Consider the following 21,779-nt stretch of genomic DNA (forward strand, 5'->3'; position numbering starts at 1 on the left):
TCTACGAAACGTCGATGCTTATAAAAATCAAAGAAATTTAAAGAAAAAACGAGTAAATCAATATTTTATAGAGGGAGAGAGTGTGAAGCATGAAAAACATTCAATGGAAATGGCTACTTGTCTTTATTAGTGTTATCTGGTTAGTAAGTGGTTGTACAAACGAACAAGATCAAGTGAGTGCACCAGTAGAAGAAGAGAAGACTTCTGAAACGAAGACAACGAAAACAAGTTCGTCAAGCGAAATCCCGGCAGTGTTTGATCGTCCAATCAAAATCGCGTCTGTCAATCAATTGTCGATCGGGACCTTTACTTCACAATATATTCAAGGGATTAAAGAGCAAGTGGAAGCATTTGGTGGAGAGGTGCAATTTTACAATGCCGATAACGATTTAACGAAAATGGCTTCGCTACTTGATACTGCCATCAACCAGGGAGCGGATGCCATTTTAATTGACCATGGTCGTGCCGACGCTTTGGAAGCAGGTGTAAAAAAAGCGCTTGAAAAAGGAATTCCAGTGGTTGCATTTGACAATGATTTGAATCTTCCTGGAGTAACGGTTATTGACCAAGATGATTATAGTTTGGCGTGGAATTCCCTACGGACGTTAGCTCAAGACTTAAATGGGAAAGGAAATATCGTTTATATTTGGGTAGCTGGCTATACGCCAATGGAAAGACGGAATGTGATCTATGAGGCGTTTAAACAAAGATATCCGAATATTCAAGAAATTGCACGATTCGGTACGGCATCTGCCAACACAGCGTTAGATACGCAAGCCCAAATGGAAGCAATTTTACAACAGTATCCAAATAAAGGAGACATCGATGCGGTATTTGCGACATGGGATGAGTTTGCCAAAGGAGCCGTTAAAGCAATCCAACAAGCTGGACGTGATGAGATTAAAGTATACGGCATCGATTTAAGCGATGAAGATTTACAATTGATTCAGCAGCCGAATTCTCCATGGGTAGCAACTACGGCGACAGACCCATCCGAAATAGGACGTATTCAAGTGCGGTTTGCTTATCAAAAGTTAGCAGGGGAAGAAACACCAGATATTTTCTCAGTTACCCCTTACTTAGTGCACAGGAACCAACTGCCTGAACAAACGGTGACGATGAATGACTTACACCAATACATCCCTGGTTGGGGGCAAGCTGAAGTAGCTGTATCACCATGGATGAAAGCGTTGGAGGAGCGCGTTAAAAATGAGTAAGCTAGAGGTTCTGCAAGTTTGTAAGTCCTTTAATGGAGTTCCGATTTTACAAAATATCAATTTTTCAGTTAAAAGAGGGGAAATTCATGCGCTCATTGGGGCAAATGGTGCAGGAAAAAGTACATTAATGAAAATTTTAGCTGGTGATTACGAAAAAGATGCCGGAGAACTATGGATTGACGGGAGAAAGGTGCACTTTACATCACCCGAAGACGCTTTACAACATGGCGTTGGGATGGTCGTTCAAGAAGTCGATACCGCGCTTGTCCCAACGCTTTCAGTCACAGAAAATGTCTTGCTTCCGTTTCTTACATCGGCTTCCATGCTAATTCGTCCTACTCAATGGAACAAACGAGCAGCCCAACATTTAGATGAAGTGGGTGCATCGATTCAGGTAACGAAACAAGTTTCTGAGTGTACGATATACGAAAAACAACTCATTTTATTGGCTCGAGCGGTGGCTCAACGAACAAACTATTTAATTTTAGATGAGCCGACCGCTCCGTTATCTTCTTATGAAACGGAGAAGTTGTTCGAAGTGATATCACACTTAAAGGAAAATGGTGTTGGTATCATATTTATTTCCCATCGGTTAAACGAAGTGAAGCGATTAGCCGATCGGGTTACCATTTTACGAGATGGAACTGTTGTTCAAACAGCCTCTACCTCTCAGCTTTCAATAGAGGAAATGATTGAGAAAATGGTGGGGAAGGTAGTAGGCCATAAAAGAAAAACGAAAGAAAAGAAAAAAGAAGTACTTCTATCTATTGATGACCTTTTTGTACCGTCGACCAGTCAAACAGTTCAACTTTCGGTCCATCAAGGGGAAGTCGTCTGTGTAGTCGGGCTCATCGGAGCGGGGAAAAGCGAAACTGCTCGGGCAATTGTCGGAGCGGATCGGGCGGTCGGCTCCATTCAACTATACGGAAACACGTATACCTTTTCTTCACCAGCTGATGCCATTCGTGCTGGCATCTGTCTAGTCCCCGAAGAACGCAGAAAAGAAGGGATTTGGATTGATGAATCGGTCATCCAAAATTTATCGATCCCACAATTGGCTTATGAAAAGAAATGGGTTATCCCTACGTTAAAAGAAAAAGAGGCGATCACCATCATCGAAAAATTACGAATTAGGGCCGCTTCCTTGTATGAGCCATTACGTTATTTGAGCGGAGGAAATCAACAAAAGGTCGCGATTGGTAAATGGTTATCCATTCCTGCATCCGTTTACGTATTTGATGAGCCGACGAAAGGAATCGATATCGGGTCAAAAGAAGAAGTGTTTCGCATCATCGAAGAATTAGCTCAAAATGGGAAAGGCATTCTTTATTTTACATCGGATGTGGATGAAGCTTTCGCAATTGCCGATCGTATTTTAATCATGCAAGATGGGGTAATTAAAAATGAGTTGCTGCCAAGTGAAATCGATGTACCAACATTAACGAAGGCAGTATCAGGAGGGATTTAGTCGTGACACAACCCGTCGTAACGAAAGAACAAGTAACCTATAAAAATGGGTTTTCATTGGGCACCTTCTTTAATAAATATGGAACACTTTTGGTTATCGTTGGAATCATTTTCTTTTTTAGTATTACAAACGACCGCTTTTTCACGTATAGCAATTTCACCGATATATTGCGTTCGATCTCGATTGTTACGTTTGTAGCTCTTGGCGTCACATGCTCACTCATTGTCGGCGGCTTTGATTTATCGGTTGGGTCAATTGTTAGCATGAGCACGATTACAAGTGCGGCGATGCTCGTTTGGTATCGGCAAGAGCTTCTTGTCGCCTTAGTCGTTCCCATCCTCGTCGGGCTACTTATCGGGCTGTTCAATAGTTTTGTTGTAATTCGTTTAAGAATCCCAGATTTATTAGGGACGTTAGCGGTCATGTATATCATCAATGGGGTCCATTTAACAGCAACAAAAGGGTATTCCATCTACAATAATATGATGTTAACCAATGGAGAAATGGCACCTGGTAAATTTATCCCTTCATTTTTATTTATTGGTCAAGGAAAATGGTTATCGATTCCGTTTCCCGTTCTTCTCATGCTTGCTGCGGTCATATTTCTTCATTTATTTTTTCGATACACAAAGACGGGCAGATTGCTCTATGTAACGGGTGGCAATCCTGAAGCGGCACGCTTGTCAGGAATTTCGGTGAATCGTTACCGGACCTATGCGTACTTGTTAAGTGCATTTTTTGCTTCGGTTGCCGGTATCGTTTTAGCTGCTAGAGTCGGTACTGGACAAGTGTCAGCAGGAGCTTCCTTATTAATGGATGCCGTCGCTGCTTCTTTTATTGGGTATTCCGTGTTTGGTCAAGGAAAACCAAACGTCATTGGCACGTTTTTCGGGGCAGTGTTAATTGGTGTGTTATTGAATGGACTGACGATGTGGAACGTACCGTATTATGCGATGGATATCTTAAAGGGGAGTATTTTAGTGTTAGCGTTAGCGATTATGTACGTGCAGAAAAAAGGAGTTTTTCATAAATAAGTTAGTAAGCGCTAGAATATCATGTTCTAGCGTTATTTTTTTGATGCACAAACATACAAGAGACTAGGTAGAGTTGTCGAAAGTTGTTTTAGAAAAGAAACTGACCAGAAACTGCTTTTGATGTACAATTTTTATTAGAAAATTCAGAAAAATAGGAGGTGCGCCAATGAAGGGGACGATGGAAACGGAATCGCATTCGTCGGTATACATAAAGGATGAAGTGGCGATAGAGAATACATTTTTAACGAATAGCTATCGAGTGGATTTACGAACGTTGTCACCTCAACAAAAAGATCGATTTGTAAAATGTTCAAACATTCGTGATTGGAGTATGGTTACGTGGAAAGATGTCGGCAAACCTTATGAAGTGACAACTTATTCTAAAGATCGCTTAGCATGGGAAAAGGAGCACCATCAAACGATGGATCCAAAAACTTCCTGGCAATTTTTTAATCAAGCGTTTCACGAGTGGTTTGTGAAGGATGTACCAAAAGAAATGGACGATAAAAAGAAAGCATTTTTTCGAAGTTTAAAAAGTTTTCGTTTACAAGAAATTCAAACAGCTCTTCAAGATGTCATCCAAATTCATTTATGGAACTATGTGCATCGGGTCGAAGACGGAATTTGGGACCCTCGTGGAAAGCGGGCACTTTTTGAAGGATTAGATGTAACCAAGCCTAAAATCCTTTTTTTAGGTGCGGCGGAAGGATACGAAGGGATGCAATTAGCGGCCATGTATCCCGGTGCTGAAGTCGTATTAGTGGATTACGATGCCTATTGTCGTGATACAAGATTTCAAGACTTTCCTGAATCGTATCCGTTTTTAGGGGGGGATTTGGCAACAGGTGGTAAAAAAGTATACTATAAAAAAGATTTTCACATTGAATATATCGTAGAAGATATTCGAAATTTACCATTTGGAAAAGAATTTGATATCGTTCTATCGGTCGGGTTACTCGAACATTTTCCAGATGAGAAAAAGCCGGAAGTCATCGAATGGCACCGAAAATTTCTTAAACCGACAGGGTATTGTATTATGACAACGCCACGTAATCAATGGAAATCACGTATGTATTATCGAGTGATGGCCGATGTCATGAACCATACGTACCGTGAATTGATGACGGTCGAACAAATGGGACTCTATGCCTATGAAAACGGATTGAATATTGAACGTCACGGATATATAAAAGTTCATAATGGATTGATTGCCACCGTAAGATAGCCCTCTTAAAAAAGGGTTGTCCCAATATTTAGAGACAACCCTTCCTTTTATAGTTCATCAAAACCATTATCGACATAATTGACTTTCGTGTATTGTCGTGATTTTTGTTCAAAGAAATCGGATTTCCCTAAATCAACTTCCTCATACGCTTTAATCCAACGAAGAGGGTTCTTGCGATATCCTTCAAACGGTCGATCATATCCCAATTGATTGGCACGAACATTTGCATAAAACTTAATGTAATCTTCTACTTCATTAATAAAAATTCCATCAATGCGATGGCCGATAATGTATCTTGCCCATTCGATTTCTAATTCAGCTGCTTGAAGAAATGTTTGCTGAACAAAAGGTTCAAGCTTTTTCTTATATTCGGGATATTCATTCAATATTTCTTTAAAAATTTTCACAAACAAGTCTACGTGAATATGCTCATCGCGATTAATGTAATTAATCATCGTGCTTGTAGCTACCATTTTTTGATTACGAGCAAGGTGATAGAAAAAGGCGAAACCTGAATAGAAAAATAAACCTTCTAAGATTACATCAAACACAATGGACTTTAATAAATGTTCTACGTTTGGTTGTTCGACAAAATCTCGGTATCCCCGAACGACAAAATCGTTTCGTCGTTCTAAAATGGGCTCTGTTCGCCAAAATTCAAAGACTTCATCTTGTTTTTGTTTGGACACCAAGCTTGATAACACGTACGAGTAGGAATGGTTATGAATCACTTCCTGCTGGGCAAGCATAATCATGAGGGCATTTAAACTAGAATCCGTTAAATAATCGGCTACTTTTCCTGCATAATCGGTTTGAATGCTGTCTAAAAGTGCCAATAGCCCAATAATTTTTAAAAAGGTATCTTGTTCTGCTTCACTTAAATTCGGAAATTGTTTTATGTCTTGAGCCATATTGATTTCAAAAGGCGTCCAAAAGTTGGCCAGCATTTTTTTATATTTAGGATAGGCCCATGGAAAACGAACATCGTCCCAATTTAAAACATTTGAAGATTTCCCATTGATGATTCCAGTTGATCGGTTTGGGGCTGTTTTATCCATTAACGTTCGTTTCGATACGGAATGCATAGCTTGAACCTCCCATTGTTTAACTTGAGCACGAATCGCATTCTTCTAACAGTGAAGAAGTTGACCGTAAGTAATATGTGGTTTTTAATCCAGATGACCAAGCAAGTAAGTGTAATTCCAATAATTCTTTTGCTTTTATGTTATTTTGAACATACAAGTTAAACGAAATGGATTGATCAATATGCCGTTGACGGGCCGCATTTTGACGGATGCTCCAACGTTGGTCGATAAAATAGGCTGATTTATAAAACCAAGTAGTTTTTTCATTTAAATCTGGAGCAGTGACCGGAATCTTATAATCCTTCTTTTCTTCTGAGTAGTGTTTTTGAAAGATCGGGTCGATACTAGGTGTACTTCCTGCAATCAGTGCTGTTGAAGAATTCGGAGCAACGGCTAATAAATAGCTGTTACGAATCCCATATGTTTGTACATCTTTTGCTAGACGTTTCCACGGAAACGGCGACTTCGTTGCATTCAAATACCCACGCTTTTCAAAATAGGTTCCGGTTTCCCATTCAGAACCGCAAAATGCAGGAGCATATCCTTTTTCTTTTGCCAATTTCATGCTGGCATGAATCGTTAAAAAGGCGATTTTTTCGTATAAGCGATCGGCATACGCTACCGCTTCATCGCTCTCCCATGTAATGCCTTTTAAAGCTAATAAATGATGCCAGCCAAACGTACCTAATCCAATGGCCCGGTACTTTTTATTCGTTAATTGAGCTTGTAAAACAGGAATCCGATTCAAATCAATAACGTTATCGAGCATACGAACTTGAATCGGGATCAGTCGTTCGAGAACATCTTCCATCACCGCACGGGCTAACGAGATGGACGATAAGTTACAAACGACAAAGTCACCAGGACGTTTTTCAATTATTATTTTTCCATCTTCGGTATATTGTGTCGATTGAATCGTTGGGCTTTGATTTTGGGTAATTTCGGTACACAAATTGCTAGAATAAATCATCCCCAGATGCTTCATTGGATTTTTTCGATTAACCTCATCCCGGTAAAACATAAACGGGGTTCCTGTTTCTAATTGACTCTTTAAAATTCCTTTCATAACTTCGATTGCGGGTACTTTTTCTTTTGATAGCATTGGGTGGTTGACGCATTCGAAATATTTCTCACGAAAAGAACCTTGTCCTTTTTTTTCATCGTAAAAGTCTTCCAATGAATAACCCATCACTTTTCGAACTTCATGTGGGTCAAAAAAATACCAATCTTCGCGGGCTTCCACTTTTTCCATAAATAAATCGGGGATGCATACTCCTGTAAATAAGTCGTGCGTACGGAAGCGTTCGTCCCCGTTATTTAACTTCGCATCTAAAAAGGAAAAGATGTCTTTATGCCAAACGTCGAGGTAGACACAAATGGCTCCTTTTCGTTGACCGAGCTGATCGACGCTAACGGCCGTGTTGTTTAACTGCTTCATCCACGGAAGAACACCGGAGGAAGCTCCTTTAAATCCTTTTATATCACTTCCTCGGCTTCGGATTTTTCCAAGATAGACACCGATTCCACCACCATATTTGGATAAGTTGGCAATATCCGTATTGCTATCAAATATTCCTTGTAAACTATCATCCACCGTATCTATAAAACAACTAGATAATTGTCCATATGTTTTCCCAGCATTTGCTAGAGTAGGGGTAGCGACTGTCATATATAAATGGCTTAACGCCCAATACGCTTCTTGGATATAGTGCATTCGGATTTCAGCTGGTTCATCTTGCATTAACGTCATAGCGATGATCATCCAACGTTCCTGAGGTAGTTCATAAAGTTCTTTATCGTACCCACGTGCTAAGTACCGGTCAGATAACGTTCGTAAACCAATGTATGTAATCAATTGATCTTTGGAAGAATCGATGAACTTTTCAAGCTGTTCAATTTCCTTTTGTGTATACTTTTTGAGTAAAAACGGAGCGTAGATCCCTTTATTTACTAATGTAACGATTAAGTCGTAAAAAGACCCGTATTTTTGTTGAACATGATATCTACGATTCCGGGCAGCTTGACGATACAATTGGTGGAGATGTAAGTGAGCAGCAACATATGTCCAATCAGGTTCTTCTACATCGATTTGGGCTAAGCTTTCTAATATCATTTCATGGAGCCATTCAGCTTCAGAAAGCCAAGGTTTATGAGATAACACTCGATTACTTCGACAAATAAGATGCTCGACGTATTTTGATGGAAAACGAGGGCTTATTTCCGAAAAGATTTCTTCAGACAAAAGAGTCGTCAGTTGTGTCATATGGTTTCCTCCTATTTAGTCAAAATAAATAAAAAAGCCGCTCCCAAAATTGAGCGGATCAAACGATAGGAAAAGGAGGATGCCACCTTTTCACCTATCGTTTCATCTTCTCAATCCCCGGAGAATCGAAACTACTCCAAAAACAGGCAGGTCTCCTGACTTATGCTTCCTCCTACTTAGGACCCTTCCCGTATAGACGCCGATTAAGCTGGTCTAAACAGTGGATGTGTCCTGTTCGTCCACACTTACAGTTGCGGGGACAGTTCCGGAATTTCACCGGATTCCCTATTAAGTCCAGTTTGGACACCTGTTTTCGTGGTGAAAACACAATATATTGTTGTGGTAATTTGCGGTAACACTATATATCGTAAATGATTCTACCACACTCGACATATAAAAAACAACCAAAAAGTCCACCATTTTTGAAAATTGTACCATCTTTCTTGTTGTAACAAATTTGTAACACGAAAATCGTTGACGAAGAGGGGAGTACAACTTATAATGAAATTGAAAATCGTTCTCAATCAAAAAAATTACCCCCTCTATACAAGGATGGAGAATGATTCATGAAAAACCCCCTTTTGCCCTAGAAAAAGACGAGTCATAGCGACTCGTCTTTTTTTGTTGTGCGCCCGGCATGGGTGTAATCTATAGGGTTAATGAAATTCCACATCAATACGTCGACGTTGAGGTGGATTTTTTTTCGTTGCCCGAATCTCTAATATCCCATTGCGGTACGTGGCTTTAATCGAAGATTCGTCGATATCAGCAGGTAGGGTAAGGGAACGATGAAACTTACCGAAATACCGCTCTTGATGATGGGTTTGCTCTTCTTTAACGTCATAATGCCGTTCAATCTTACCACTGATTGATAATACGTTATGATCGACATCAATCGTTACATCTTCTTTTCTCTCTAGACCAGGAATTTCACAATGAACAATCACTTCGCGGTCGGTTTCATGTACATCCATTCTTGGTGTGCCAAAACGTTCCGGTGTCCAAGAAAACAGTTGTGGAAAACTGGAATTAAAAAACCGCTCTAAATCTCGTTGAAAACGTGTAAATGGATGTTCATACGGTGTTAGAGCCATTCGTTTTATCCCCCTTCGTTAAATGGTTCGAAATTAGTTTTAATAAGTTCAAAAATATTATTCATTAATAATAAAAAACGCGAACAAATGAAGGCGCTTTCATGAAAATTATAAAAATTTATTATTTTTAGTATTGTTTTCCTAAAGTAATCATGTTATATTGTCTATCATACAAAAACAATTGTACTCTACGAAAATACAAAAAATGAGGTGAGGCACTCATGAATGGCGTGATTAAAATTGGGTTGTTAGGCTTAGGGACGGTCGGTTCTGGGGTGGTAAAAATTATCCGTAATCACCAAAAAGAGTTACAACATCAAGTCGGTTGCCCGGTACACGTTCAAAAGGTGTTATTACGCGACGTAAATAAAAGGCGCCTAGTCGATATTGAAAAAGATTTGTTAACAACTGATCCAGATGAAGTGATTAATGATCCAGAAATTGATGTGATTGTAGAGGTAATGGGAGGAATTGAAGAGGCTCGTAAGTATATTTTACAAGCATTAAATAATAACAAGCATGTTGTTACGGCAAATAAAGATTTAATTGCATTGTATGGTTCCGAGTTACAGGACGCGGCAAACAGAAATGGATGCGACTTGTATTACGAAGCAAGTGTTGCTGGTGGTATCCCAATCATTCGTACCATTATCGATGGGCTCGTCTCCGATCGTATTCAAAAAGTGATGGGGATTGTCAATGGAACAACAAACTATATTTTAACGCAAATGGACCAAAAAGGGTTGCCATATGAAGTCGCTTTAAAACAAGCGCAAGACTTAGGATTTGCCGAAGTCGATCCTACATCAGATGTAGAAGGTCTAGATGCGGCCAGAAAAATGGCCATTTTAGCTCGACTTGCATTTTCGATGAATATCGATTTAGAAGATGTGGAAGTAGAAGGAATTGCGAACGTTTCGAAAGAAGACTTAGAGTATGGAAAACAATTTGGGTACACAATGAAGCTAATCGGATTTGCACATCGAGATCAAAATCGGGTTGAAGTGAGTGTACAACCTACGTTTCTCACTCAAGGACACCCATTAGCGTCCGTAAATAATGAATACAATGCGGTGTATGTCACTGGTGAGGCCGTAGGTGAAACGATGTTTTACGGACCGGGTGCAGGTAGCTTACCAACAGCTACATCCGTTGTAGCCGATATCGTTTCCGTCATTAAACATATGCGGCTTGGGGTAACAGGTCGGGAATCGTTCCGCCCGCAATTTGAAAAACAATTAAAAAATCCAGACGAACGGTTTGCCAAATATTTTTTAAGACTTCACTTGAAGGATGAAGTCGGTACGTTTGCTGAAATGACGAGCTTATTTGCGAAGTACAATGTAAGCTTTGAAAAAATTTTACAACTTCCTTTGAAAAACGAAAATACAGTTGAAGTTGCTGTCGTCACTCACCATGCATCATTATACCAATACCAACATTTATTGCATGAACTAAAACGACTAGATGTTGTGAAAGATTTCATCAGCATATACCGTGTTGAAGGGAGCTAGCCAGCATGTTATGGGAAGGATTATTAAAAAAGTATCACGATTATTTACCGGTTACAGAGAAAACACCAGCACTCACCCTACAAGAAGGAAATACGCCGCTTCTCTTTTTACATCGTCTGTCTGAACAATGGGGAATCAAATTATACGTAAAAGTGGAGGGGGCGAATCCAACTGGTTCGTTCAAAGACCGTGGAATGGTCATGGCAGTTGCGAAAGCAGTAGAAGAAGGAAGCCGTACAGTCATTTGTGCGTCTACTGGAAATACATCTGCCTCAGCTGCTGCGTATGCAGCTCGGGCAGGCATTCGTTCTATAATCGTCATTCCTCACGGGAAAATTGCCTACGGAAAATTAGCTCAAGCCATTATGTATGGGGCAGACATTGTTCAAATCGAAGGGAATTTTGACCAAGCGCTAGCACTTGTACGAGAAATTAGTCAATCAAGCAATGTAACTCTTGTGAATTCTGTTAATCCTTACCGTATTGAAGGACAAAAAACTGCGGCTTTTGAAATTTGTGAACAATTAGGGAAAGCCCCTGATGTGTTGGCCATACCGGTTGGAAATGCAGGCAACATTACCGCTTATTGGAAAGGGTTTAAAGAATACGATGAACGCCATCATTCCGGTAGGCCAAAGATGTTAGGATTCGAAGCGGAAGGTGCTGCGGCCATAGTTAAAAACGAAGTGATTGAACATCCAGAAACGATTGCGACAGCGATTCGGATCGGTAATCCTGCTAGCTGGAAAAGTGCGTTAGAGGCTTGTGAACAATCAAAAGGCAAAATGTCATATGTTACGGATGAAGAAATATTGCAGGCGTTTCGTTTATTAGCGAAAACAGAAGGGGTATTTGCTGAACCTGCCTCTTGTGCTTCAATTGCCGGAGTAAAAAAACAAGTCGAAGCCGGTCGTATTCCTAAAGGAACAACAGTGGTAGCGGTCCTAACTGGTAATGGTCTAAAAGATCCACAAATAGCAGTAGAACAACTGCAAGTAGAGCCAACCGTTCTTCCTTATGATCAAGATGCCATTAAAAAATATATTTATGGTGTGGTAAACCAATGAGCCAATTATTTTCCCTCCGAATTCCGGCAAGTTCGGCAAATTTAGGTCCCGGATTTGACTCGTTTGGTTTAGCGTTACAAAAATATTTAACCCTTTATGTGGAACGAAATAACGAGTGGGTGTTTCAGCATCAAAGTGATCATTTATCTCATTTGCCAACAGGAGAAGACCATTTCATTTTCCAGGTAGCCCAACAAGTGGCCAAACGGTATGAGCGGACGTTACCTCCATGTCGAGTGATGGTTGAAAGTGATATTCCTTTAGCACGAGGGTTGGGCAGTAGTGCTTCTGCTGTTGTAGCGGGAGTGGAATTAGCAAACCATTTGCTTCAATTAAATTTATCAACAAAGGAGAAAATATCCTTTGGGATTCACTTTGAAGGACACCCAGACAACATCAGTGCGTCTCTTTTAGGCGGCTTTATCATCAATGGTTTTGATGGGAAGGAATTTGATTGGGTTCGAATCGACCAATTCGATGTGGACATCGTTATGATCATTCCACCTTATGAATTAAAAACCGAGCTTGCGAGGTCCGTTCTCCCTCGTCAATTTCAAAGAGAAGAGGCAACAAAGGGAAGCTCCATCGCGAATCTTGTTCTTGCAGCCTTACTTCAAAAAGATTACGAAAAAGCAGGGGATTGGATGGAAAAAGATCTCTTTCATGAACCGTATCGTGCCTCACTGATTCATGATTTTCGGATTATACGTAAACAAGCTAAATATTTTGGAGCTTTCGGTACAACCATTAGCGGAGCGGGGCCAACCATGATTTCAATTGTGCCGAAAGGATTTGGCGAGCACATCCAAAAAAAATTGAGTTATCATTATCCATCATTTGTCATTGAAAAGGTAGGTATTGAACCAAAAGGAGTTCAAGTCCAGTTCTATTCACAAGGACGGACAGAAAATATTGTATAATTAGAAAAGCAGTCAACTAAATTTGATGTTGACTGCTTTTTATGTGCATCGGGAATGTTACATTCCAAGTTCCGTACTACTTTTAATATTTTTAACATATTTTTTAAGATAAAATCATGGTCACATTGAGTGAAATTTTATATAATGATACTTTGGTAGTTATTTAGAAAAAACTAAAAGAAGAATTCTGTATGGTAGTTCATGCAGGAGAGGTTCGCGAACTCCCTCTATAAAAAACTACGGAAAATGTTTATTTTCCTCTATTCTTTTAGTTTTTCATAGAGCAAAGTTCATGGATCCCTTTCTTCTTTCAGTAGATAGACGAAAGGAGATAGATGTATGAAACAGGAAAAAGCAATTGTTGTATTTAGTGGTGGACAAGATAGTACAACATGTCTATTTTGGGCACTAAAACAATTTCAAGAAGTAGAAGCGGTGACGTTTAATTATGGTCAACGCCATTCATTAGAGATAGAGTGCGCAAAAGAAATCACTAAAGAATTAGGTGTGAAACATCATATATTAGATATGAGTTTATTAAATCAGCTCGCTCCCAATGCGTTAACGAGAGATGATATTGAAATCAAACAAGAGCAAGGTCAATTACCAACGACGTTTGTCGATGGCCGAAACTTATTATTTTTATCATTTGCCGCTGTATTAGCGAAACAAATCGGAGCCAAACATATTGTGACAGGAGTTTGTGAAACCGATTTTAGTGGATACCCTGACTGTCGAGATGTATTTATTAAATCCCTCAACGTTACGTTAAATTTGGCGATGGACTATCAATTTGTTATTGATACCCCATTAATGTGGCTGAATAAAGCAGAAACGTGGGAGCTTGCTGACGAGTTAGGTGCATTTGATTATGTCCGTGAAAAAACGTTAACATGCTATAACGGTGTGAAAGGGGACGGTTGTGGAGAATGTCCAGCCTGTCACCTTCGAAAGCGTGGCCTTATTGAATATTTACGGAAAAAAGAAGGGGTGATGAACGGATGATGCAACAAATTTATCCTATCGTTTCTCATCCGTATCGCTACGAATTAAATAAAGACTTTCATTTTGCCGCTGCCCACTATATACCGCATGAAAAAGCAGGCAAATGCAGTCAAGTCCACGGACATACGTATTTTGTCAATGTAACGATTGTAGGCGACCAATTAGATGAAACGGGATTTTTAATTAACTTTCAGGATATTAAAAAATTAATTCACAAAAAATTTGATCACACACTATTAAACGATCATACCGATCAGTTTTCCGATAAAGATCACGAGCGTTTCCCAACAACGGAAATTGTTGCACAAACCATATGGGAAATTATTCAAAAACATTTAGATACATTACCAAATCGACCGAAATGCGTTCAAGTGTTCTTACGCGAAACGCCAACGAGCTACGTGATTTATCGCCCAAAAGACGGTGACTTCCGTGAATAAAATTCCAGTGATCGAAATTTTCGGACCAACCATTCAAGGTGAAGGGATGGTCATTGGGCAAAAAACGATGTTTGTTCGAACAGCTGGATGCGACTATGCTTGCGCGTGGTGCGATTCGGCATTTACGTGGGATGGGTCTGGCAAAGATGATATTCGCTTGCTAACGCCTGAAGAAGTTTGGGATGAGCTGAAAGCATTAGGACAATCCAACTTCTCCCATGTAACGATCTCTGGTGGAAATCCAGCTCTTTTAAAAGGGATTGGCCCGTTGGTTGATTTATTACATGAACATAACATCGTTGTCGCTTTAGAAACACAAGGGAGTCGTTGGCAAGATTGGATGCTTCATATCGATGAGTTAACGTTATCACCAAAGCCCCCAAGTTCCCGTATGGAAACAGATTGGAAAACGTTAGATAAGATCATTGGTCGCCTTTCGGAGGAAGGGAAAGGACAATCAAGTTTAAAAATCGTCGTGTTTGACGAAAAAGATTATGAGTATGCGGTAACGGTACACAAACGATATCCGCATCTTCCTTTTTACATGCAAGCTGGTAATTCATGGGTAAATGATAATAATGATGATGGATTACTGTTACATCGATTAGTGAATCGATACGAATGGTTAATAAGCCGCGTCATGAACGATGAACGCATGACCCGAGTACGCATTCTCCCTCAGCTTCATACGTATGTATGGGGGAATAAGCGAGGAGTATAAAACGGACGGTTCTGCCTATGGTGGAACCGTTTTTTTAATGAAGAGATGGAAAATGACATAAACTAACATTCGAAATATTTACGTAGAACGTTGAAATACCTTTATCATTGGTTAAATAATAAACAAAATTCGGAAGTTATTTAGAAATGGATAACTCCTAGCTTTTTTACAACTTATGAGAGGAAGTATGATTATGGAAATGGTGAAAGTTAGAGATGCGCAAATTGCATATGAAAAGAGAGGTTCGAGTGGACCAACTCTTTTATTTGTTCACCCTCCAGGATTGGGAAGAAAGACGTTTCTTCGTCAACTTCCGCTACAATCGGTGGCACAGCTGTATTTAATCGACTTGAGTGGACATGGGGACAGTGAAACCATCAATTGCTATCCACTATTGGACCTATTTATTGAGCAACTACATGCAATCATTCAAGCTGAACAACTAAAAGAGGTTGTGTTATTTGGTTATTCGGCAGGAGGGTGTGTCGTGCAGAAATTCGTTTTAACGTATCCTCACCTTGTCAAAGGAATCATCTTATCTGGAGGATATCCAATAGTTCGAACAAAAATGTTTCGACTTGAGCATCAAATAGGGATGTATATGGTTCGGCATCATCCGCATGCGTTAACTTCCCTTTTAGCGAAAAGTCACTTTAAAGATCGTTGGTTGGAAGAACAATTACGACAACAAATTGAAGCTGCTGATAGGAAGACGTGGGAAAATTATTATAAAGAAGCACTACATTTTAATTGTGTAAGTGAATTATCCTCTATTACTTGTCCATTAATGCTCCTTTATGGTAAAAATGCAACATGGATCAACAAACATGCATCCTATTATCACGTTTGCCCACAGAAAGAAATTTATTACATCAAGGGGGCTAATCACCAATTGCCGACACGATGGGCAAAAGTCGTCAATCAACTAACATCGGAGTTTATAACAAGAATTTACGATAAATATATTATGTAAACAAAAGGTAATCATCGAATTTTTCTAACTCAATTTTTCAAAGAATGAATATTTCACAATAAACGAATATTCGTCTAGTGAAAAAGAATAATCAAGTGAGGATGTCGAGCGACTCTGCTTTCTTTTACCGAGAGAAAATGCATTGCAACCAATGTTAGTAATAAGTAGCTCTTTAATTTTGAATTTTCAAAATACTTTAAAAATAGGCTATGTTATATTTCATTGTTGACTTTTAGTAAGTTGTACACAAGGCGGCGACTCCAGCGAAAACAATAAGACAAGCAAAACCCATACTTGAGCGTAGCAAGGGAAGCGGCTTGCACCTTGCCCGCGGAAAGCGTCCGCCACAAGCGTAATGTATACATATCATCAGTATCGTTTAAAAGAGCCTAAAAATAAAAAAGGATTTTCAGTTTTTTTTTGGAATTATTTAAATGTATGTTTTTCAATTTTTTACAGGAGGGATGGTATGAAGCAGAAATGGATGTCTTTACTTTTAGCTTGTGGGTTAGCGATTCCGAACGCGGTGAATGCTCAAATCGTTAACGAACAGGAACATTACTATTCCATACTATTACATGAAGAACACGTTCCAGAAAACTTTAAACAACAACTAACGAATGCTGGAATTGAAATTGTTTATGAAGTTGAAGAAATCGGGTTTCTACAAGTAAAAGCGACAGCTGATGAATTCGAAAAAATTCGTACATTTGGACAAGTGGCCATCGCAAACCCAGCTGTATCGTGGGAAGTTCCGGAAGTAGAACAAATTCCACTAGATGCCGAATCGTATACGAATTCCCCATTATGGGATTTGCAGTGGGATATTCAACGCATTACTCAAAACGGAGCTAGTTATGAGTTAGGCACTGGTTCTCATGATGTGGTAGTTGCAATTATCGATACTGGTATTGACCGAGACCATCCTGACCTTGTTGTGAACTTACTACCTGGTTCCAAAAACTTTGTCCCTGAAGGTGGATTTAGAGGAACCGAGCCAGAAGAAACAGGAGATCCTAACGCCTTCGATGATAAACATGGACATGGGAGTCACGTAGCTGGGTCCATTGCCGCCAACGGAAATATGGTTGGTGTTGCACCTAATACAGGTATTCGTGCGTATCGTGTTTTTGGAACTGGATCTGCGGAATCAGCTTGGATTTACGAGGCGATGATAGCGGCAGCAAACGATGGTGCAGACGTCATTTCGATGAGTTTAGGCGGCTTTGATATATTAGGCCAAGTGTTTTATGTTGATCCAGAAACGGGAGAAAAAATAAAGTTAGGGAACGATGTAGCCGATTTCTTGGCATATCAACGAGCGGTTCAATACGTGACGGAAAAAGGTTCGTTAGTCGTCGTAGCTGCGGGAAATGATGGAATTAATGCTACAAACAAACGTGAAGTTACTGACTTTTTAAACGCTGAATACGGTGGGGACGGTTTTTATTTTCAAGGAGCTGGATTTGAAGTACCAGGAACGATTCCAGGTGTGATCACTGTATCTGCTACAGGACCTAACGATGAATTAGCCCTTTATTCCAATTATGGTCCGGGATTTATTGACATTGCAGCTCCCGGTGGTGACTACCGGATGTATTTAGAGTATTTAGCGAATGGTACATTTGATCAATATCTAGAGCAACAACTGTATCGTAACGAATTTACTTTAAGTACTAGTGAAAATGGGGGTTATTATTATAGTATTGGTACTTCCATGGCAACCCCAAAAGTTTCAGCAGTGGCCGCTTTATTAGTCGATAAATACGGAAAGATGGAACCGCATAAACTAGCTGAATTACTTCGAAAAAAAGCCGTTGATCCAGTGAAAGCCCAGGAGAAAAAGGTATTTGGAGCAGGTCATTTAAATGCATTGAATGCCTTACAATAAGAAATTAAAAAGAGCTTCCTTAATGGGGGCTCTTTTTCGTTATAGGTATCTTTCCATTGATTACAGGATATAGAAAAAGGAGAGAAGGGTGTTGGGCATCACTCATCTTGGATCGTTAATTCGGTAAATTGCCAATCGTGACTTTTCGGAAAACGAAGTTCTAAAATTCCTTCCTTATATAAAGCATTACCGCCTTTTTTCTTCACAAGAGCTGGAAGGGAGATAACATGTCGATCATTTTCTTCTGGAACATGCTCTAAAATAACTTGGTTAGAAGTATGGTACAGCTTTAAAGCTGATAAACAGTCTTCCTTTAGCCGAATGCGGACAAACACTTCTTCAAACGTTTCAAATACATCATATTGAAATGGGGATGATGATGGAGCTTTGTCCACTGTGGTTGTTGATAAAGGAGACATTCCTTCATTTTGAAAGTTCCTCATCATGTTGGACATAAAATCAGCCATATATTTCTCAATTTGATTGGGAGAGAACCCTTTCCATGGACTTTGGTCGTTTTTATGGAAAGGGAATAAATTCCATGGTAACATTATAGGTGTCATCCTTTCAAAAAAGGGTACTATCTTAAAAATGATGCCTACATTACTAATATGCGTTTGAGCAACAAACGGTACTTTATATGCATCATTTGACTAAGCTAAGATAAGGCATTCAATTGGAAACGCAAGCCAATAGGTGACAAAATTTTTAAAAAAATCGTTGGAATTTTTTCTGAACAGTAGTAAGATGTTTATTGATAATTGGTATGATGGAAAATGAAAGGGGTCATAGGGGTAATTATTTCAGAATAGTCAATTAGAAAGAAAATTATTTTTATTCTGTAGTAAAGAAAAATTTTTTGTCACAAAAAATTAACATTTTTCAAATTTTACCTTTATCTTAGCATTTCTTAGTGTTAAAATGTCCATGTAAGCGTTTCAATCAAAGACTATTGACTCAATATTATTCTATTATGAAAAAATTTTTTTTAAAAAATTATTTAGGGCGAGATTGTTGGAGGTTTTTCACAATGAGACAGCAAACAGCAACTCAAGGGGTTCCATGGCAACATTTTCATGGTCCAAACCTCGGTTACGTCATGGAAATGTATGAAAAATTTTTAGAAAACCCAGAAAGTGTGGACCCAGAATTAAGAAAAATGTTTGAACAATACGGTCCTCCATCCACAGAATCAAATATAGAAAAAGGCAGACTCGATATTTCTTTCCAACTTCCTTCCAGTCCGACAATGTTATCAAAGGTTGTAGCAGCCGTCAAGCTTGCGGACAATATACGTACATATGGTCATTTAGCGGCTGACATTAATCCATTAACAAATGAAAACAAAGATACACGTCGGATCGAATTAGCTGAATATGATTTAACGGAAGAAGATTTGAAACAAATTCCGAAAGAGTATATTTGTCCTGATGCGCCACCACACGTGCAAAATGGACTCGATACGATTTTGCATTTGAAAGAAGTGTATACGAAAAAACTTGCCTACGAATTTCACCAGGTTCACGATGTCGAAGAGAAAAATTGGCTTCGCCATATGATCGAATCAGGAAAAGTTACAGCCAATTTATCAAAGGCACAAAAAAAGAAACTGTTAAAACGGTTGACAGAAGTTGAAGGGTTTGAAAAATTCCTACACCGGACGTTTGTCGGACAAAAAAGGTTTTCGATCGAAGGCCTTGATGCAATGGTTCCGTTAATAGATGAATTAATTGCCTACTCTGTCGAACATGGTGCGAAAACGGTTAATATTGGTATGGCACACCGTGGACGTTTAAACGTTTTAGCACACGTATTAGGTAAGCCGTACGAAATGATTTTTGCTGAATTTCAACATGCGCCTAACAAAGATTTAATTCCTTCTGAAGGCTCAATTGGTATTACATACGGTTGGACAGGGGACGTTAAATACCACCTTGGAGCTGATCGACGTTTTTCAGCAGATCAAACCAAGCGCGTTCGTGTGACATTAGCGAACAACCCAAGTCATTTAGAGGTGATTAGTCCAATTGTGGCAGGTTACACTCGTGCTGCCCAAGAAGAAAGAACGGTAAAAGGAGTTCCTGTACAAGATACAGAAAGCTCTTACGCGATTTTAATTCATGGTGATGCCGCTTTCCCAGGACAAGGTGTCGTTTCCGAAACATTAAACTTAAGTGGATTGAAAGGATATCAAACAGGTGGATCCATCCATATTATTGCCAACAATATGATTGGGTTTACTACAGAAAGCTACGATTCTCGGACAACTCGTTATGCGTCAGATACAGCAAAAGGTTTTGAAGTTCCTATTGTCCATGTGAATGCTGATGATCCGGAAGCTTGTATCGCTGCAGCTATATTTGCTTATGAATACCGTCGCCGTTTCAAAAAGGATTTTGTAATTGATTTAATTGGATATCGTCGATTTGGACATAACGAAATGGATGAACCAATGGTGACAAACCCATTAATGTATCATATCATCCGTAAGCATCCGACCGTTCGTGCCCTATACGCCGAACAGCTCATAGCAGAAGGAATTATTACAAAAGAAGAAGTGGAACAAATGGATGCGGATGTTCAAGAAAAGCTTCAAAAAGCCTATGACAAAGTTCCAGCTAAAGATGAGGAACCAGACACTACGATGAATCCGCCAAAAGATGTGACGAATGGATTACCTTCGATTAATACAACAGTTTCAGAAGAAGTGCTTCGCCGTCTTAATAGTGAAATGCTTCAATGGCCGGAAGGGTTCCACGTTTATAAAAAGTTGGAACGAATTTTAAAACGTCGTGAAACCGCCTTTAATGATGGAACTATTGATTGGGCCCATGCAGAAGCGTTAGCATTTGCATCCATCCTCCGTGATGGAACCCCAATTCGGATGACTGGACAAGATTCACAACGGGGAACATTTGCCCAACGACATCTCGTTCTTCACGACGAAAAAACGGGGGAAGAATATGTTCCTTTACACCATATAACGGATGCGAATTCTTCCTTTGTCGTCTATAATAGCCCATTAACCGAAATGGCCGTAGTCGGTTATGAATATGGTTATAACGTCTTTGCACCAGAAACGCTCGTATTGTGGGAAGCACAATTCGGTGATTTTGCAAATATGGCGCAAGTGATGTTTGATCAATTTATTGCCGCCGGTCGAGCGAAGTGGGGACAAAAATCTGGTCTTGTGATGTTACTTCCACATGGCTATGAAGGTCAAGGTCCAGAACATTCCAGCGGTCGTGTCGAGCGCTTCTTACAACTAGCTGCAGAAAATAACTGGACCGTAGCAAATTTATCGAATGCTAGCCAATATTTCCATATATTACGTCGCCAAGCGGCAATTTTACAAAAAGAAGAAGTACGTCCATTAGTGATAATGACACCGAAGAGTTTACTCCGCCATCCGTTAGCAAGTTGCCATTACCGTGACTTGACGGAAGGGGCGTTCCAGCCAGTCATCGAACAGCCTGGTTTAGGAAAAACACCTGAAAAAGTCGAGCGAATTGTGCTATGTAGTGGAAAAATTGCGATTGATTTAGCTGAGCGTATTCAAAAAGAAAAATCTCTTGATTGGTTACACATTGTACGTGTCGAAGAATTATATCCGTTCCCGGAAAAGCAAATAAAAGAAATTATTGCACGTTTCGCGAACTTGAAGGAACTCGTTTGGGTCCAAGAAGAACCGAAAAATATGGGTGGTTGGACATTTGTAGAACCACGACTTCGAGATCTTACCCCAGAAGATGTTGACGTACGTTATATCGGAAGACGTCGTCGTTCTAGCCCATCAGAAGGGGATCCTAGCGTTCATAAAAAAGAACAAGCTCGAATTATCACTGAAGCGGTATCACGATAA

Annotated in this window: 17 protein-coding genes and 2 riboswitches; of the genes, 13 read left to right on the forward strand and 4 right to left on the reverse strand. The window is 39.6% G+C overall.

Annotated elements, in window-relative coordinates; translation table 11 throughout:
* Positions 1-89 precede the first annotated feature (89 nt).
* From H0Z31_11875 to H0Z31_11890, 4 genes are all read left to right on the forward strand, one after another.
* On the forward strand, positions 90-1,217 hold the full coding sequence (locus H0Z31_11875; GenBank protein MBO8178140.1) for a sugar ABC transporter substrate-binding protein: 1,128 nt from the start codon (positions 90-92) through the stop codon (positions 1,215-1,217).
* Positions 1,210-2,685 carry a sugar ABC transporter ATP-binding protein gene (locus tag H0Z31_11880; protein ID MBO8178141.1) on the forward strand — a complete coding sequence of 492 codons (1,476 nt, stop codon included), beginning with the start codon at positions 1,210-1,212 and terminating at the stop codon, positions 2,683-2,685. The genes H0Z31_11875 and H0Z31_11880 overlap by 8 nt, the downstream gene beginning before the upstream one ends.
* A gap of 56 nt (positions 2,686-2,741) precedes the next feature.
* Entirely contained in the window at positions 2,742-3,719 is a 978-nt protein-coding gene (locus tag H0Z31_11885) for an ABC transporter permease (protein MBO8178142.1), read from the forward strand.
* Positions 3,720-3,897: 178 nt separating this feature from the next.
* Positions 3,898-4,944, forward strand: coding sequence for a methyltransferase domain-containing protein (locus H0Z31_11890; protein MBO8178143.1), 1,047 nt, complete (start codon positions 3,898-3,900; stop codon positions 4,942-4,944).
* Positions 4,945-4,991: 47 nt separating this feature from the next.
* Here the strand turns inward: H0Z31_11890 and H0Z31_11895 are convergent, their stop codons facing one another.
* The 3 genes from H0Z31_11895 to H0Z31_11905 form a co-directional block, all read right to left on the reverse strand.
* Positions 4,992-6,029: a ribonucleotide-diphosphate reductase subunit beta gene (locus tag H0Z31_11895; protein ID MBO8178144.1), complete on the reverse strand. Its 1,038-nt coding sequence runs from the start codon at positions 6,027-6,029 to the stop codon at positions 4,992-4,994.
* A gap of 19 nt (positions 6,030-6,048) precedes the next feature.
* Positions 6,049-8,292, reverse strand: a complete 2,244-nt coding sequence (locus H0Z31_11900) for a ribonucleoside-diphosphate reductase subunit alpha (protein ID MBO8178145.1) — start codon at positions 8,290-8,292, stop codon at positions 6,049-6,051.
* 127 nt (positions 8,293-8,419) lie between these two features.
* Positions 8,420-8,618: riboswitch (cobalamin riboswitch) on the reverse strand.
* Positions 8,619-8,948: 330 nt separating this feature from the next.
* Positions 8,949-9,386 (reverse strand): Hsp20/alpha crystallin family protein, encoded by a 438-nt coding sequence (locus H0Z31_11905; GenBank protein ID MBO8178146.1) that lies wholly within the window; start codon positions 9,384-9,386, stop codon positions 8,949-8,951.
* A gap of 221 nt (positions 9,387-9,607) precedes the next feature.
* Here H0Z31_11905 and H0Z31_11910 point away from each other — a divergent pair, with 221 nt between their 5' ends.
* The 8 genes from H0Z31_11910 (at position 9,608) to H0Z31_11945 (ending at position 17,917) form a co-directional block, all read left to right on the forward strand.
* The gene (locus tag H0Z31_11910) at positions 9,608-10,900 is read left to right on the forward strand and encodes a homoserine dehydrogenase (protein ID MBO8178147.1); all 1,293 of its coding nucleotides are present in this window, start codon (positions 9,608-9,610) and stop codon (positions 10,898-10,900) included.
* A gap of 5 nt (positions 10,901-10,905) precedes the next feature.
* Positions 10,906-11,967 carry a threonine synthase gene (locus H0Z31_11915; protein MBO8178148.1) on the forward strand — a complete coding sequence of 354 codons (1,062 nt, stop codon included), beginning with the start codon at positions 10,906-10,908 and terminating at the stop codon, positions 11,965-11,967.
* Positions 11,964-12,887, forward strand: coding sequence for a homoserine kinase (locus H0Z31_11920; protein ID MBO8178149.1), 924 nt, complete (start codon positions 11,964-11,966; stop codon positions 12,885-12,887). Before H0Z31_11915 ends, H0Z31_11920 begins: the two co-directional genes overlap by 4 nt.
* Positions 12,888-13,090: 203 nt before the next feature.
* Positions 13,091-13,134: riboswitch (PreQ1 riboswitch) on the forward strand.
* 92 nt (positions 13,135-13,226) lie between these two features.
* The gene (queC, locus tag H0Z31_11925) at positions 13,227-13,892 is read left to right on the forward strand and encodes a 7-cyano-7-deazaguanine synthase QueC (protein ID MBO8178150.1); all 666 of its coding nucleotides are present in this window, start codon (positions 13,227-13,229) and stop codon (positions 13,890-13,892) included.
* Positions 13,889-14,332 carry a 6-carboxytetrahydropterin synthase QueD gene (gene queD, locus H0Z31_11930; protein ID MBO8178151.1) on the forward strand — a complete coding sequence of 148 codons (444 nt, stop codon included), beginning with the start codon at positions 13,889-13,891 and terminating at the stop codon, positions 14,330-14,332. Before queC ends, queD begins: the two co-directional genes overlap by 4 nt.
* On the forward strand, positions 14,325-15,053 hold the full coding sequence (queE, locus tag H0Z31_11935) for a 7-carboxy-7-deazaguanine synthase QueE (protein MBO8178152.1): 729 nt from the start codon (positions 14,325-14,327) through the stop codon (positions 15,051-15,053). The genes queD and queE overlap by 8 nt, the downstream gene beginning before the upstream one ends.
* Before the next feature lie 193 nt (positions 15,054-15,246).
* Positions 15,247-16,026: an alpha/beta hydrolase gene (locus tag H0Z31_11940; protein ID MBO8178153.1), complete on the forward strand. Its 780-nt coding sequence runs from the start codon at positions 15,247-15,249 to the stop codon at positions 16,024-16,026.
* Positions 16,027-16,495: 469 nt separating this feature from the next.
* On the forward strand, positions 16,496-17,917 hold the full coding sequence (locus tag H0Z31_11945) for a S8 family serine peptidase (protein MBO8178154.1): 1,422 nt from the start codon (positions 16,496-16,498) through the stop codon (positions 17,915-17,917).
* Between the two features lie 98 nt (positions 17,918-18,015).
* Here the strand turns inward: H0Z31_11945 and H0Z31_11950 are convergent, their stop codons facing one another.
* Positions 18,016-18,480, reverse strand: a complete 465-nt coding sequence (locus H0Z31_11950; GenBank protein ID MBO8178155.1) for an Hsp20/alpha crystallin family protein — start codon at positions 18,478-18,480, stop codon at positions 18,016-18,018.
* A 467-nt stretch (positions 18,481-18,947) separates the two neighbouring features.
* On the opposite strand from H0Z31_11950, the gene H0Z31_11955 reads away from it, so the two are divergent.
* The gene (locus H0Z31_11955; GenBank protein ID MBO8178156.1) at positions 18,948-21,779 is read left to right on the forward strand and encodes a 2-oxoglutarate dehydrogenase E1 component; all 2,832 of its coding nucleotides are present in this window, start codon (positions 18,948-18,950) and stop codon (positions 21,777-21,779) included.

The sequence above is a fragment of the Bacillus sp. (in: firmicutes) genome, from assembly GCA_017656295.1.
In the GTDB taxonomy this organism is placed as follows: domain Bacteria; phylum Bacillota; class Bacilli; order Bacillales; family JACDOC01; genus JACDOC01.